Source organism: Pseudomonas sp. Pc102 (assembly GCF_018408275.1).
Classification (GTDB): domain Bacteria; phylum Pseudomonadota; class Gammaproteobacteria; order Pseudomonadales; family Pseudomonadaceae; genus Metapseudomonas; species Metapseudomonas tohonis.
In genome coordinates this window covers 3566205-3581017 of record NZ_AP021905.1, presented here as the reverse complement: position 1 = coordinate 3581017, position 14813 = coordinate 3566205, and the positions used below count along the sequence as shown (strand labels likewise).

Below are 14813 nucleotides of genomic sequence, written 5' to 3'. Positions count from 1 at the left end.
CAGGCTACTGCGCTTGGCATCTCGGGGTTGGGCAGTGCTCGCAATCCTCATGTACAGCCGTACATTCCGGTTGCTGCGCGCTGGCCGCCCCCGACCTGCCTGCGCTCGCTACGCCTGCTGCGCGCGGCGCAGCCGTAGGGACGTTCCGTGGTGCTGCGAGGCACGTGATGGGTTTCGCTTCGCTCTACCCATCCTACGGCCTGTTGGTGGCGGCACGGTGCGCGAAGGCTGGTCGTGACCGGCCGGCTGCTATAAAACGATTCACCTTCCTGATTTCCGGAGCACTGGCTTGAACAGCCCGAGCAACCAACTCTTCGATGCCTACTTCACCGCGCCGGCCATGCGCGCGATCTTCTGCGACCAGGGCCGGGTGCAGGGCATGCTGGATTTCGAGGCCGCCCTGGCCCGCGCCGAGGCCCGTGTCGGGGTGATCCCTGCCGAGGCGGTGGCAGTCATCGAGGCGGCCTGCAAGGCCGAGCTCTACGATTTTTCCGCCCTGGCCGTGGCCATCGGCAGCGCCGGCAATTCGGCGATCCCGCTGGTCAAGGCCCTGGGCAAGCGCATCGCGGCGAGCAGCCCCGAGGCCGAGCGCCATGTGCACCTGGGCGCCACCAGCCAGGACGCCATGGACAGCGGCCTGGTGCTGCAACTGCGTGCCGCCGTCGGCCTCATCGAGGCCGACCTCAAAAACCTGGGCAACGCCCTCGCCGAGCAGGCCGAGCGCCACGCTGGCACCCCGCTGGCCGGCCGCACCTGGCTGCAGCAGGCCACCCCGGTGACCCTTGGAATGAAGCTCGCCGGCCTGCTGGGCGCCGTTACCCGCCATCGCCAGCGCCTGGCGGAACTCAAGCCGCGCCTGCTGTGCCTGCAGTTCGGTGGTGCTTCCGGCAGCCTCGCCGCCCTTGGCGAACACGCCTGGCCGGTGGCCGAAGCGCTGGCCGCCGAGCTGTCGCTGAACCTGCCCGACCAGCCCTGGCACACCCAGCGTGACCGCCTGGTGGAGTTCGCCGGGCTGCTGGGGCTGATCGCCGGCAGCCTGGGCAAGCTGGGGCGCGACCTCAGCCTGCTGATGCAGACCGAAGCCGGCGAAGTCTTCGAGCCCGCCGCGCCGGGCAAGGGCGGTTCCTCGACCATGCCGCACAAGCGCAACCCGGTGAGCGCCGCCGTGCTGATCGGCGCCGCCACCCGGGCCCCGGGGCTGGTGGCGACCCTGCTGGCCGCCATGCCCCAGGAACACGAGCGCAGCCTCGGCCTGTGGCACGCCGAATGGGAGACCCTGCCGGAGCTCTGCTGCCTGGTATCCGGTGCCCTGCGGCAGGCGCTGCTGGTGGTGCCGGGCCTGGAGGTGGATGCCGCGCGCATGCGCCACAACCTCGACCTGACCCAGGGGCTGGTGCTGGCCGAAGCGGTGAGCATCGCCCTGGCCCAGCGCATCGGCCGTGACGCCGCCCACCACCGGGTGGAGCAGTGCTGCCGCCAGGCGGTGAAGGAGGGCGCCCACCTGCGGGCCACGCTCGGCGCCGATCCCGAGGTCGCCGCGCACCTTTCCGCCGACGAGCTGGACCGCCTGCTCGACCCGGCCCATTACCTCGGGCAGGCGCGTCGCTGGGTCGATCGCGCCGTGGCCGAGCATCAGAACCTTTTGTGCTAGGAGCCTTTGCATGCCTGCCGTACGACTCGCCGATGGCGACCTGAACTACCTGCTCGAAGGCCCGGCCGACGCGCCGGTGCTGGTGCTCAGCAACTCGCTGGGCACCGACCTGCACATGTGGGACGCACAGGTCCCGGCCTTCAGCCGGCACTTCCGCGTGCTGCGCTACGACACCCGTGGCCATGGCGCGTCCCTGGTCACCGAAGGCCCCTACAGCATCGAGCAGAACGGCCGCGACGTACTGGCCCTGCTGGATGCGCTGGATATTGCCCAGGCCTCGTTCTGCGGCCTGTCCATGGGCGGGCTGATCGGCCAGTGGCTGGCGATCGAGGCGCCGCAGCGCATCCAGCGCCTGGTGCTGTGCAACACCGCCGCCAAGATCGGTACCCCGGATGTATGGAACCCGCGTATCGAGACGGTGCTGCGCGACGGCCCGGCGGCCATGGCGGCCCTGCGTGACGCTTCCATCGCCCGCTGGTTCACCGCGGACTTCGCCGAGGCGCAGCCGGGCAAGGTCGAGCCCATCGTCGCCATGCTGGCGCAGACCTCGCCCCAGGGTTACGCGGCCAACTGCGCGGCGGTGCGCGACGCCGATTTCCGCGAGCGACTGGGCGCCATCCGCGCGCCGACCCTGATCGTCTGCGGCAGCGGCGATGCGGTGACCACGCCCGAGCATGGCCGCTTCCTGCAGGCGCATGTCGTCGGTGCGGAACTGGTCGAGTTCCAGGCTGCGCACCTGTCCAACGTCCAGGCCGGCGAAGCCTTCACCCACCGGGTGCTGGATTTCCTGAACGCCAAGGGCTAGCGAGGAACCACCGATGGACGAGAAAGAACGCTACGAAGCCGGCATGCAGGTGCGCCGCGCGGTGCTGGGCGATGCCCATGTCGACCGCAGCCTGCAGAACCTGACGCCCTTCAACGAAGAGTTCCAGGAGATGATCACCCGCCATGCCTGGGGCGATATCTGGACGCGTCCGGGCCTGCCGCGCCACACCCGCAGCCTGGTGACCATCGCCATGCTCATCGGCATGAACCGCGAGGGCGAGCTGCGCCTGCACCTGCGCGCCGCGAAGAACAACGGCGTGACTCGCGACGAGATCAAGGAAGTGATCATGCAGAGCGCCATCTACTGCGGCATCCCTGCCGCCAACGCCACCTTCCACCTGGCCGAATCGGTGTGGGATGAGCTGGGCGTGGAGTCGTTGCAAGGCTGACCCGCGAGCCATGCAAACGCCGCCCGGGCCACGCACCCGGGCGGCGTTTTTTGTGTGTGCGGCCTATCTTGCCCCGTGGCACCTGTAGGGGCGAATTCATTCGCCAGGCAGGCCTCAGGGCTGCCCCGGCACCGTGCTCCCCGGCGGCACCGCCCGGTGGATGAAAAAGCGCCATCCACCCTACGCACCGGTGGTGTTTTTGATCGGGCACGGTGGCGCAGCCCCCTGTGGGAGCGGCTTCAGCCGCGAAAGACCTTCCGCCGGCACGTGGCTGTGGATGGCCGGGCACTCCATCGCGAATGAATTCGCTCCCACGAGATGGGCGGTCCGGGCGGCCCGACGATTCCTGCGCCGGGTTTCGCGGGTTCTACCCACCCCATAAAAAAGCCCGTCACGAGGACGGGCGAGGGATTTGCAGCAACGAGGATGAAGCGGGGCTTCAGAGCAACGAGAAGGGGTAGCTGACGATCAGCCGGTTCTCGTCGAAGCTGTTGGTGTTGCCCCAGTCGCGGCGCTGGCTGGAGTTGCGCCACTTCACCGCCAGGCTCTTGAAGGTGCCGGACTGCACCACGTAGGCGAGTTCGCTTTCGCGGCCCCATTCCTTGCCGTCGGTGACGCTGCCGGTGTGCACGTTCGAGCCGTGGATGTAGCGGTTCATCAGGGTCAGGCCGGGGATGCCGAGGGCGACGAAGTTGTAGTCGTGGCGCAACTGCCAGGATTTCTCCCTGGCGTTCTCGTAGCTGGAGTTGTAGCTGTCGTTGGCCAGGGTGCCGCCGCTGGTGCCGTTGACGCGCATCCAGGCATCGTCGCCGCTGACCTTCTGCAGGCCCAGGTAGAAGGTGTTGCCGCCGATCTTCGCCGAGAACAGGCCCGACCAGGTGCGGTTGTCCAGGTCGCCGGCCAGGGCGCTGCCGTCTTCCTTGCCGTCGAACCAGCCGATATTGGCGCCCAGGGTCCAGTCGCCCAGGGGCTGGCTGTGGGTCAGTTGCAGGTAGTTCTGCCGGTAGATGTCTTCCAGTTGCGCATGCCAGGCGCCGACCAGGGTGCGGCCTTCGTTGAAGGTGTATTCGCCGCCGGCGAAATCGAAGCGGTCCGAAGTGAAGGCCGCGCGACCGTTGAGCGACATGTCTTCCATGCTGGCGTCGTTGCGCGGGCTGTTGCCATGGAAGCGGCCGGCGTAGAGGGTCAGGCCGTCGAGTTCCCTGGAGGTCAACTGGGCGCCCTCGAAGGTCTGCGGCAGGGAGCGGCCGTCGTCGGAACGCAGGATGGGCAGCACCGGCATCCATTCGCCGACCTTCAGTTCGGTCTTCGACAGGCGCATCTTGCCGGCCACGCCGAGGCGGCCGAAGTCGTCGGCGGGGCGCCCGTCGTCATGCACCGGCAGCAGCTGGGTGCCACGGGTGCCCTTGCCGCCGTCGAGCTTGAGGGCATACAGGCCGAGCACGTCGACGCCCAGGCCCACCGTCCCCTGGGTGAAGCCGGAGCGGGCGTCGAGGATGAAGCTCTGGGTCCATTCCTCCGCCTGGTCCTGGGTGCTGGAGCCGACGAAGTTGCGATTCATGTAGAAGTTGCGCGCCGTCAGGGTGGCGGTGGCGTCCTCGACCAAGCCGGCTTCGGCGGCGGATACGGCGCCGGCCGCGATGGCCAGGGCGACGGCGAGCGGCAGGCGGGCGCGGGAAAGGCGGTCGGTGTGAAGCTGTTGCATGGTGGCGTGCCTCTTTGCTTGTTGTTGTCAGGCATGGGATGCCCGTTCCGCGCCGAGGGGCGCGAAAGGGCGGGTGCGGTCCGGGGGTGGGTGGGGCTCGCGAGAGCCCCGGCGGATCAGTGGCTGGCGACGCGCAGGCTGTCCTGGCGGCTGCTGTCGTACTGGGTCTTGTCCATCGGCTTGGCGTTCGGCTTGCCGAGGTCCTCCATCTGCAGGCGGTAGGTCTCGGGCGCCAGGTAGGCGGCGAGGGCGCAGAGGCAGGTGATGGCGAAGGCGAGGCTGCCGACGATCACCGGCACGTTGTCCGAGCCGGGCGGGGCGACGGCGGCGAACAGCGCCGGCAGCATGGCGGTGAGCATGGTGCCGATGTTCTGCGAGATGGCCATGGCGGAGACGCGGTAGCGGGTCTGGAACAGCTCCGGGTAGAAGCTCGGGAACACCGCGTTGTAGCCCTGGTAGACCATGCCCCACATGAGGATCGACATGCCGAAGGCCAGCGGCACGTTGTGGATGCTGATGGCGTAGAGGTAGGCGAAGGCCAGCAGGCCCGAGCCCAGCGCGCCGGCGATCATGGTCGGGCGGCGGCCGATGCGGTCGGAGAGGTTGCCGACGAAGGGGATGACCAGCACGGCGACGATGTTGCCCACCACCGGTATCCACAGGTAGACGCTCTTGTCGAAGCCGATGCCGTAGGCGGGCTGCACCGCGTAGGCCGCGCCGAAGATGGTGGCGACCACCGGGACCACGTTCATCAGCGCCATGAAGGTGACCAGGATCATGTTCTTCCAGCTGTGGCGGAAGGCTTCGGCGACCGGCGACCTGGCGACCTTCTGCTGCGACTCCTCGTTGACGAAGGCCGGGGTCTCGTGGACTTCACGGCGGATGATGTAGCCGGCCACCAGCACCAGGGCGCTGAGCAGGAAGGGAATCCGCCAGCCCCATTCGTTGAAGGCGTCGCTGGGCATGAAGTAGGCCAGCGGCAGGAACACCGCGGCGGCCATCACCTGGCCCGCCTGCACGCCCTGCAGGGTGAAGCTGGCGTAGTAGCCGCGCCGGCCGAAGGGGGCATGTTCCATGATCATCGAGCTGGCCCCGGAGATCTCCCCGGCCACGGCGAAGCCCTGGACCAGGCGCAGGATCACCAGCAGCACCGGCGCGAGGATGCCGATGTCGTGGTAGGTCGGCAGCAGGCCCACGGCCATGGTCGAGATGCCCATGAGGAACATGCACAGCAGCAGCACGTTCTTGCGGCCCCGGGTATCGCCCCAGTGGCCGAGCACGAAGGCGCCGACCGGGCGCGCCAGGTAGCCGACGCCGTAGGTGGCCAGCGAGGCGACGATGGCGATCTTCGGGTCGGTGGAGGGGAAGAAGATCTGCGGGAAGATCAGCGCCGCCGCCTGGGCGTAGATGAAGAAGTCGTAGTACTCGAGGGCGGAGCCTATCCACCCGCTGGCAGTTGCTTTCTTGGCTTGGGAGCTTGAGGGAGTAGCCATCGTTGTCTCCGTTGTTCTTGTCTGTACGTCGGGCAAGCGGGCTCGACCGGTATTGTGCCGGGTCGACTGACGTGCACGCAGGCTTGGCCGGACTGGCGGTGCCCTCGGGGGCACGTGCCGGGTTGACCGGTCTGGTTCGGGGAGTGCTGCCGGGGATGGCTAGGCTGTTCGCGCCCGGGGTTCGAGTCGCGCCGGGGCTGGCGGGGGGAGGAGTGCGGTGAGGCGGCTTGGAGTGAGCATGAGGATTTACCCGATTCTTGAAATTGTTATGTGGTGACGCTGGGTTTCGATTGCGTTTTGCCGTGGCGTTTTCAGCAGGCTGCACCGGCGGCGGGTTGCAATGCGGTGAAGATGGTTGCGCAGCGAGCGAAATACCGTCAATTCGATAACCGGCCTTCTGTTCGGTAATCGAACACAAAACTAACCAGTTCGTACATTTCAATTGCTGGGCGGACTTTAGCTACGAATAATCGATTGCGCTACGGCCTCCACGCAAAATCCCGGCCTCGCATCGGGAGGCGTGTCGGCCATCCATGCCGCCGGACGCAGAACCGGCGCCCTTGCCAGGAGCTCAAGCATGCAGCGTTCGATTGCCACCGTCTCGTTGAGCGGAACCCTGCCGGAAAAGCTCGAAGCCATCGCCGCCGCCGGTTTCGACGGCGTGGAGATCTTCGAGAACGATCTTCTCTACTACGCCGGCAGCCCCCGTGAGGTGCGCCAGCTGTGCGCCGACCTGGGGCTGGCCATCACCCTGTTCCAGCCGTTCCGCGATTTCGAGGGCTGCCGCCGTGACCGGCTGCAGAGGAACCTCGACCGCGCCGAGCGCAAGTTCGACCTGATGCAGGAACTGGGCACCGATCTGGTGCTGGTGTGCAGCAACGTCGCCACCGACTCCCTGGGCGAGGAACGCATCCTGGTGGATGACCTGCGCCTGCTTGGCGAGCACGCCGGCGCACGTGGCCTGCGCATCGGCTACGAGGCCCTGGCCTGGGGCCGCCACGTCAATACCTGGCAGCAGGTCTGGAACCTGGTGCGCCAGGCCGACCACCCGGCCGTCGGGGTGATCCTCGACAGCTTCCATACCCTGTCGCTCAAGGGCGATCCCCGTGCCATCGCCGAGATACCCGGCGAGAAGATCTTCTTCGTGCAGATGGCCGACGCGCCGATCCTGGCCATGGACGTGCTGGAGTGGAGCCGCCACTTCCGCTGCTTCCCGGGGCAGGGCGAGTTCGACCTGCCGGGCTTCCTCGCGCCCATCCTGCGCAGCGGCTATCGCGGCCCGCTGTCCCTGGAGATCTTCAACGACGGCTTCCGCGCCGCGCCGCCCCGGGCCAACGCCGCCGACGGCCTGCGCTCTCTGCTGTACCTGGAGGAGAAGACCCGCGACCTGCTGCGCCAGGACCCGACGCCGCCGGCCGACCTCGACCTGCTGTTCGCCCCGCCGCCGGCCGGCCGCTACGACGGTGTGGAGTTCCTCGAGTTCGCCGTCGACGGCGAGCAGGGCGCACGGCTGGCCAACTGGCTGGAGCGCCTGGGCTTCGCCCGTGCCGGCCAGCACCGGTCCAAGGACGTCAGCCTGCTGCGCCAGGGCGATATCAACATCGTGCTCAACGCCGAACCCTATTCCTTCGCCCACGGCTTCTTCGAGGCCCACGGCCCGTCGCTCTGCGCCACGGCCTTGCGCGTGGCGGACAGCGCCTCGGCCCTGGAGCGGGCGCGGGCCTACCGTGGCCAGCCCTATCGCGGCCTGGTCGGCCCCAACGAGCGGGAGATCCCCGCCGTGCGCGCCCCCGACGGCAGCCTGATCTACCTGGTGGAGCCCTCCGTCCCGGGCCAGACCATCTACGACAGCGATTTCCGCCTGGACGCCACCGCACGGCCCGGCGGCAGCCTCACCCGCATCGACCACATGGCCATGGCGCTGCCGGCCGACGGGCTCGACAGCTGGGTGCTGTTCTACAAGGGCCTGCTGGATTTCGAGGCCGACGACGAGGTGGTGCTGCCCGACCCCTACGGCCTGGTGAAGAGCCGTGCGCTGCGCAGCCGCTGCGGCACCGTGCGCCTGCCCTTGAACATCTCGGAGAACCGCAACACCGCCATCTCCCACGCGCTGTCCAGCTACCGGGGCTCGGGCGTGCACCACATCGCCTTCGCCTGCGACGACTTGTTCGCCGAGATCGCCCGGGCCAAGGACGCCGGCGTGCCGCTGCTGGACATCCCCCTGAACTATTACGACGACCTGGCCGCGCGCTTCGACTTCGACGACGAGTTCCTCAGCGAGCTGGCCTACTACAACGTGCTCTACGACCGCGACGCCCAGGGGGGCGAGCTGTTCCACGTCTACACCGAGCCGTTCGAGGGGCGCTTCTTCTTCGAGCTGCTGCAGCGCAAGGGCGGCTATGTCGGCTACGGCGCGGCCAACGTCGCGGTGCGCCTGGCGGCCATGGCCAAGGCGCGCAGCGGTGCCGTGCGCCAGGCGAAGCTCTGAGCCGGTGATGGGGCGTTGAGATCGGCCTGATAGCCCGGCCATGGCGTTCCGGCCGGGGCCCGCAGGCGGCTCCTGCCGATGGGCCGGCCGCGCTTCCTTCGGGAAGGCGACCGGCCCATAATCCGGCCGGTATGCATTGGCTTGAGTCCCGTATGACCATCACCGCTGATCTGCCCGTCGAGACACCCCGCAAGAGCCGCAAGAACAACCCGGAGAAGACCCGCGAGAACATCCTCCAGGCGGCCGTCGTCGAATTCGTCCAGCAGGGCCTCTCCGGTGCCCGCGTCGATGCCATCGCCGAGCGCACCCAGACGTCCAAGCGGATGATCTACTACTACTTCGAGAGCAAGGAGCAGCTCTACCTGCGGGTGCTGGAGAAGCTCTACGGCGACATCCGCCACACCGAGGCGCAGTTGCACCTGGCGGAGCTGGAACCGCGCGAGGCGATCCGCCGCCTGGTCGAGTTCACCTTCGACCACCACGACCGCAACGTCGACTTCGTGCGCATCGTCAGCATCGAGAACATCCAGCACGGGCAGTACATCCGCGAGTCCGATGCCATCGGTTCGCTGAACGTCACCATCCTCACCAGCCTCGACGACATCCTCCGGCGTGGCGTCGAGGCGGGTGCCTTCCGGGCCGGTGTGCAGGCCATGGACGTGCACCTGCTGATGTCGTCGTTCTGCTTCTACCGCGTTTCCAACCGCCACACCCTGGGCGCGATCTTCGCCATCGACCTCAACGAGGCCGATGTGAAGGCGCGTCACAAGGAAATGATCGTCGAATCGATCCTGCGCTTCCTGAAGGCCTGACCCCGTGTGGGGTCAGGCGCCCAGCAGCTGGCGCTGGCGCAAGGCCGGGGCGCTGGTGGGGAACAGCGGTCGGGTCGGGATGTAGCGGGCCAGGGCGCAGGCGGCGGCGATGCGCTGGCGCTGGTAGCCGGTACGCAGCACTTCTAGGCAGCGTGCTTCGCTCAGGGGTTGGCCCAGCAGGTAGCCGCTGCCCCTGGTGAAGCGCTCCTGGTTGGCTTGCCACCAGCCTTCCACCCGCGCCGGGTCCGGCCAGGCGAGGTCGGTGTCCGGGTCCATCTCCACGTTCGGGTCCTCGGGGTCATCCGTGGGCCCGGCGTCGTAGTCGGGGTGCACCTTCAGCTCCAGGTCCAGCTCGGCCAGGTCCGCCCCGGTGATCAGGGTGAAGGCTTCGCCGGCCACGCGGGCATAGGGCAGCTCGCGCATCTGCTGGATCAGCCAGGGCACCGTCACCGGGTCGCCGAACAGGCCGGTGGCCTGGATCACCAGGCGCCGGTGCTCGGGGCTCTGCATCAGCCCGCGCAGCCAGGCGATGCTGGCTTCGCGAGGTTGCCAGCAGAGCAGGGTATCGAGTGCCCGCAGGCGGAACACGCCCTGCTGTTCGGCCAGCAGGCGCAACGGGCCCAGGGCCTCTTCGTCACCCATCTGCACCGTCGCCCAGTTGGCCCAGAAGCGCACCGCCTCGTCGGCATGCAGGCGGTGGGCGCGGATGGTCTGCATCAGGTCGCGCCGGCGCAGCTCGCCGGCGGTGCGCGCGGCACGGGCCAGCACGCCCGGGTCGGCATGGGAGAGCCCGGCGATTAGCGCGGGGCCCGGGTCGCGGCGGTGCATGCCGCAGGCGGCCAGGCCCAGGCGGCGGAACAGCGGTTCCTGGGATGAGAGCAGGCGTTCGATCCAGGGCTCGACCTTTTCCCACTCCAGCCAGCCGAGGGCGGCGGTGAAGGCCCGCTCGCCGTCGGGCGCCTTGCGCAGGTGCTCGGCGAGGGTGGACAGCGCCGGGCCGTTGCCGGCCAGGAAGGCCAGCGCGGTGGCGGCGAAGACCTCGCCGGTGGCCAGCGGATGCAGCTCCTTGAGCAACAGGTCCAGGCCCTTGAGCCCGGCGATCAGCAGCCCGTCCAGGTGCGCCTCGATGCGGCCATCCAGGGTCTGCAGGTGCTTGAGGTCGTAGTGTGGCGCGCGCACGGCATAGTCGCGCAGGCCGGCGAGGAAGCCGGCCTCTTCGGCGTGCTGCTCGAGGACGCGCAAGACGGGCTGGTTCATGCGCGCACCGCGCTCGGGAGTACCGGGAAAAAGGCGATGTGAGTATCAGTAGCTGGCATCGTCATAATCCACGACCGTCCAGTTCTCGCCGTCGGCGGTATAGGCGAGGTGCCGGTTGCCAACGGACCAGAGCACGCCGTCCCCCTTGGTGAGGTAGGACGCCGAGCCCGTGCCGACCGAGCCGATATCGGCTTTCTTCAGCTCGCCGTCGACGATCCGGTAGACGCCCTTGGAGGACGCGACGAACAGGGTCCCGTCGAAGGTCTGCACCCCCCACAGGTCTTCGCTGAAGTCACCGAGGTCGATGAAGTCCCATTGGTCCCCTCGACCGAAAAGCACGACGCCCGCCTGGCCGACGATATAAGCCGTTCCATCGTCGCTGCAGTGCACGCCTTGCAGTGCCACGGAGGTCGGGCTTTCCAGGGCCTGCCAGCGCTGGCCGTCGAATAGCCAGATCTCGCCGTCCATGCCCACTGTGTACAGCTCGGTGGCCGCGAAGCCGTCGATGGCGTTGAAACCCTTGATGCCCTCGCGGTTGAGGATGGCGTCGGCGATGGATTGCCAGCTGCCGTCGTCGTTGCGTCGATACACCTGGCGCTGCATGCCCGCGGCATAGTGCGCGCCGGCGATCAGGCGCATGTCGCGCAGTGGGCCGAAATCGCCGGGGCCCACGATGCGCTCGGTGGTCCTGTTGGAGCCCTGGAAGACGTGGATGTCGCCATCGAGCCCCATCGAAAGCAGGGTCAGGGGGGCGTCGTCGCGCTGATCGCGGTGGTGGCCCAGTCGATCATGAAGTGCACGAAGGCACCGTCCTTCCAGCGGAGCACCTTGGTGTGATCGACGTTGCGTTCGTTCAGCTCGGTGACCTGGGCGCTGATGAACACCAGGTCGCGCCGGACTATCGAGCATTTGGCAAAGGTTACGTTTCCGTTGTTCATGCTGTTCACATCACTCTTCAATCGTCATCCATCGATTCGAGCTGCTTGGCGCCCCATTCCTTCTGCTCGTCCTTGAGCGGCGAACGGTCCGCGCGCAGCGGCGTATCGTTGTTCTTCACGCCGACCTGCTTGTGGTAGTTGTCGAGCTGGGCCTCCAGGCAGGCTTCGCTGCAGGGCTTGCCGTCCTTGCCGGAGGTGGGGAAGGTCTTCTGGTGGGCGAAGATCCCGGTCTTCTTCGCGGCGCCGTAGTTCCAGGCGTTGTCCTTGCCGCCCATCTGCGACCTGGCCCCGCCGGCGCTCTCCGGCACCATGTAGCCTTTCTCGGCCGTGTTCTGGATGGCGTGCATGTTGCCGTGGGTATCGGTATAGCGTGACCCCGTGACGCACACGCAGGGCGCCCGTGTATCGTCGTATGCGCTGAAGCCGCTCAGGCGGGTCTTTTCCTTCCTTCCGCCGGCCTCGGTGAAGCAGTGGACTTCCACGAGGTGGTGCGGGGTCTCGCCTTCGCAGCAGCCGGTCTGGTTTTCCGTCGACCGTGCGGTGTAGGGCACCAGCATGCACTTCTTGGCGTTCTGGCAGGCGTCGTCCTTGCAGTCCTTGTCGTGGTCCCCGGAGCACTTGTCCTTGACGTTCTTGCGCTCGTCCTCGCACCCCTTGCCCGGCGCGCCCGTGGCCACCTCGTCGATGTAGGGCCAGGTGGGCGTGTTGCCGGGGAAGGAGGCATGGTTGTGGGTAGTCAGGTCCATCATCCTCACGACGTTGAGGCTTTCGAACTTCACGTTCATCGACCAGGCGGTGAAGTAGACCTTGCCCTTGATCTTGCTGGTGACCACGCCTTTCTTGGGGGCGCAACCCGCCTCGTCGCCGTAGCTGGTCTTGAAGTAGCTCTTGTTCTTGAGCATCACTTCCTGGCCGGAGATCTTGATCGTCCGGGTGCCGTTGGTGGTGTCCTTGGCCATCCCGGTGTTGGGGTAGGGGATGGGCACGCCGGTGGGGGTGGGAGGCGCCTGCGGAGGCGTGAAGCAGACGTCGGGGAAGCAGGCCACGGACTTGCCGTCGGCCGCCTTGCACGAGACCTCCATGTTGTTCGCGTAGACCTGGTTGGCCATCAGGCGGCCCTCACGCGTTGATAGCTGAGCAGGGCGACCGCGCGCTGGCCGGCATCGTTGCCCAGGTGGCAGAGGATGTTGTTGCCGGGGCCGTAGCCCTTGCGACTGGCGGAGTGCGCCAGCGCCAGCATCGCCGGGCCTATCGCCGCGCCGCATTCGCCGATGCAGTCGGCGGGATGCCAGAGGTCGAAGAACTCCTTGCGTACCCGAAGGTTGCGGCTGAGCGCGAGGGAGGCTTCCTTGAAGTAGTACTGCTCCCCCGATAGATCGGTGAGGCGGTAGTCGTAGGACTCCATGCTGGAACCTGATTCCTGCAGTGCGGCGCGCAAGGCCTGGGTGAGGCCATCCGCGCGCAGGGGGATGTCGAGCGATTCGACGGTGGCCGGCTCCATGCCGAACCCCAGGCCCGTGCAGACCAGTTGGGGCTGGTCTTCGGCGACCGGGGCGCAGAGGCTCACCGCAGCGGCGCCTTCGCCCGGGATGAAGCCGTTGGAGTTGAGGCTGGTGAGCAGGCGATCACGTCGTTCATAGGCCTCCATGACCGGGGCGTTGAGAAACGAGTCGACGCCCGCGATGAGCACATGGCGGTGGCCGAGTTCATGGATCAGCTTGCGCGCATTGAGCAGCCCCACCGCCGCACCGACACGGCCGCGGGCGATGAAGCTCGAATCGGCATGGAATTCCACCCCCAGCTCTTCCTGGATGCCGCGAATCAGGCGCGGGCCGAGATCGGCGAGTCGGGCGGGCCGGTCTTCTTCTGCAATGCAGAGCAGCAACGGGGTCTTGGCGGGATCCAGGCCAGGCGTGGAGGCGATCGCTTCGGCCACGGCCCTGGCCGCCATCTTCACCAGCTTGGTCTGGCCGCGCCAGGCCTCTTCGAGCTGCACGCTGGAGCCGACCAGCCACTCGCCGCCCTTGTCGAGGAAGCGGGTGTCCTGGAAGTTGTCGATGGCGCAGCGTATCGCTGCACAGGTGGACAGGGCGTCATGACCGACGGCCGTGACCATCCCGACGCCCTTGATACTGAGTGCCTGCATCACGGGTTGACTTCCTTGTGTCGCAGCATGGCCAGGGACGGGTAGTAGGTCTTTCCAAGCTCCCGCGCCCGCCACCATGCACGGGAACGTGAACCGACCAGCAACTGCTCCACCTCGAACATGTTCCGCCTCAATGCCCGGCTCGCGCGCCAGGTGATCTCGACCTTGCCGGCGTCGGTGTCCACTACCAGCGTGTCGATCACCGCCTGCACCGTCTCGTGGCCACCCTTCTTCAGGAAGAAGGTCACCGGCACCTGCATCCTCGGCACCTTGAAGCCGGCGCGCTCCTGCCGGGTCAGGTTGAGCAGCAGCACGTCCTCGCCGCCTTGCAGGTGCTCGGTCTGCTGGTCCGGCGGGGCGGCCTGGTAGTAGCGGGTGTCGAAGTCCGGCGGCAGGAAGGGGAAGTGGTCGGCCAGCCAGGCCTCGTCATAGGTGCCGGCGTAGCCGATGCGCGGCGGCCAGTGTCGGCCGATGGGGCCGAGGGCCATGGGGGTGAAGTCGCCGTGCGGGCTGTCGATGGGCTGGCCCAGGGCTTCGGTGCTGGGCATGGGCATGCCGACGATCCCGGCGGTGCCGGCGCTCCTGGGGTACCAGCCGATGCCGGCCGGGTTGGGCAGGTAGGTCTCGGCGAAGTCCGGGCGGTCGGCCATGGCGTGGCGGCCACCGAAGGCGTGGGCGTAGCCGATGTCCTGCTCGAGGAAGGGCTGCGGGACGCCGGGGCTGGCGCCGAGCATGCCCGGCTGCCACTGGCGCGGGCCGAGCACGCTGAAGGCCTTGCTGACCCGGCCGACGCGGATGCCGGCGGTGATCTGGGTGGCGGGGCGGCCGTTGGGAGCGTGGGCCTTGCCCATCACCAGCACGTCGCAGAAGGGCTTGACCGGGGCGAAGTCCATTTCCTGGCGCGGTGCCGAGAGGCCGGGTTCGCCGACGTATTCGTCGGCCATCAGCAGCGGGCGCTGGACCTCGGCCAGGCGCGCCTCGCTGCCATCGAGCGGCAGGTCGAAGGTGCCCTTGGCGACCACCACCAGGGACTCGCGCCCGTCGGGGGCCAGGCCCTGGGTGTAGGCGGCCGTCAGGCGGGTGGCGTTGAGCAATTCCATGTATGCGGC

13 protein-coding genes are annotated in these 14813 nt (G+C 67.8%); 5 read left to right on the top strand and 8 right to left on the bottom strand.

What is annotated here, in order from left to right; all coding sequences use genetic code 11:
- Positions 1 to 289: 289 nt before the first annotated feature.
- From PHLH3_RS16445 to pcaC, 3 genes are read left to right on the top strand one after another with little or no spacing between them, the layout of a single operon-like run.
- Positions 290 to 1651 carry a 3-carboxy-cis,cis-muconate cycloisomerase gene (locus tag PHLH3_RS16445; RefSeq protein WP_213624954.1) on the top strand — a complete coding sequence of 454 codons (1362 nt, stop codon included), beginning with the start codon at positions 290 to 292 and terminating at the stop codon, positions 1649 to 1651.
- Positions 1652 to 1661: 10 nt separating this feature from the next.
- Positions 1662 to 2456 carry a 3-oxoadipate enol-lactonase gene (gene pcaD, locus PHLH3_RS16440; RefSeq protein WP_213624953.1) on the top strand — a complete coding sequence of 265 codons (795 nt, stop codon included), beginning with the start codon at positions 1662 to 1664 and terminating at the stop codon, positions 2454 to 2456.
- A 13-nt stretch (positions 2457 to 2469) separates the two neighbouring features.
- Positions 2470 to 2865 (top strand): 4-carboxymuconolactone decarboxylase, encoded by a 396-nt coding sequence (pcaC, locus tag PHLH3_RS16435; RefSeq protein WP_213624952.1) that lies wholly within the window; start codon positions 2470 to 2472, stop codon positions 2863 to 2865.
- Positions 2866 to 3304: 439 nt separating this feature from the next.
- Here pcaC and PHLH3_RS16430 read toward each other — a convergent pair whose 3' ends face one another.
- On the bottom strand, positions 3305 to 4570 hold the full coding sequence (locus tag PHLH3_RS16430) for an OprD family porin (RefSeq protein ID WP_213624951.1): 1266 nt from the start codon (positions 4568 to 4570) through the stop codon (positions 3305 to 3307).
- 116 nt (positions 4571 to 4686) lie between these two features.
- Positions 4687 to 6063: an MFS transporter gene (locus tag PHLH3_RS16425; protein ID WP_213624950.1), complete on the bottom strand. Its 1377-nt coding sequence runs from the start codon at positions 6061 to 6063 to the stop codon at positions 4687 to 4689.
- 577 nt (positions 6064 to 6640) lie between these two features.
- On the opposite strand from PHLH3_RS16425, the gene quiC reads away from it, so the two are divergent.
- Together quiC and PHLH3_RS16415 are read left to right on the top strand one after the other, a co-directional pair.
- Positions 6641 to 8551 carry a 3-dehydroshikimate dehydratase QuiC gene (quiC, locus tag PHLH3_RS16420; RefSeq protein ID WP_213624949.1) on the top strand — a complete coding sequence of 637 codons (1911 nt, stop codon included), beginning with the start codon at positions 6641 to 6643 and terminating at the stop codon, positions 8549 to 8551.
- 152 nt (positions 8552 to 8703) lie between these two features.
- Positions 8704 to 9363 carry a TetR family transcriptional regulator gene (locus PHLH3_RS16415; protein ID WP_173178653.1) on the top strand — a complete coding sequence of 220 codons (660 nt, stop codon included), beginning with the start codon at positions 8704 to 8706 and terminating at the stop codon, positions 9361 to 9363.
- Positions 9364 to 9375: 12 nt separating this feature from the next.
- Here PHLH3_RS16415 and PHLH3_RS16410 read toward each other — a convergent pair whose 3' ends face one another.
- From PHLH3_RS16410 to PHLH3_RS16385, 6 genes are read right to left on the bottom strand one after another with little or no spacing between them, the layout of a single operon-like run.
- A complete protein-coding gene (locus PHLH3_RS16410) occupies positions 9376 to 10620 on the bottom strand; it encodes a TIGR02270 family protein (RefSeq protein ID WP_213624948.1) in 1245 nt (414 codons plus the stop codon).
- Positions 10621 to 10665: 45 nt separating this feature from the next.
- Positions 10666 to 11352 (bottom strand): hypothetical protein, encoded by a 687-nt coding sequence (locus tag PHLH3_RS16405; RefSeq protein WP_213624947.1) that lies wholly within the window; start codon positions 11350 to 11352, stop codon positions 10666 to 10668.
- A gap of 11 nt (positions 11353 to 11363) precedes the next feature.
- The gene (locus tag PHLH3_RS16400; protein WP_213624946.1) at positions 11364 to 11558 is read right to left on the bottom strand and encodes a hypothetical protein; all 195 of its coding nucleotides are present in this window, start codon (positions 11556 to 11558) and stop codon (positions 11364 to 11366) included.
- A 17-nt stretch (positions 11559 to 11575) separates the two neighbouring features.
- Positions 11576 to 12667 (bottom strand): PAAR-like domain-containing protein, encoded by a 1092-nt coding sequence (locus PHLH3_RS16395; protein ID WP_213624945.1) that lies wholly within the window; start codon positions 12665 to 12667, stop codon positions 11576 to 11578.
- Positions 12667 to 13704, bottom strand: coding sequence for a hypothetical protein (locus PHLH3_RS16390; RefSeq protein WP_213624944.1), 1038 nt, complete (start codon positions 13702 to 13704; stop codon positions 12667 to 12669). The genes PHLH3_RS16395 and PHLH3_RS16390 overlap by 1 nt, the downstream gene beginning before the upstream one ends.
- Positions 13704 to 14804 (bottom strand): DUF2169 domain-containing protein, encoded by a 1101-nt coding sequence (locus PHLH3_RS16385; protein ID WP_213624943.1) that lies wholly within the window; start codon positions 14802 to 14804, stop codon positions 13704 to 13706. Before PHLH3_RS16385 ends, PHLH3_RS16390 begins: the two co-directional genes overlap by 1 nt.
- Positions 14805 to 14813 lie beyond the last annotated feature (9 nt).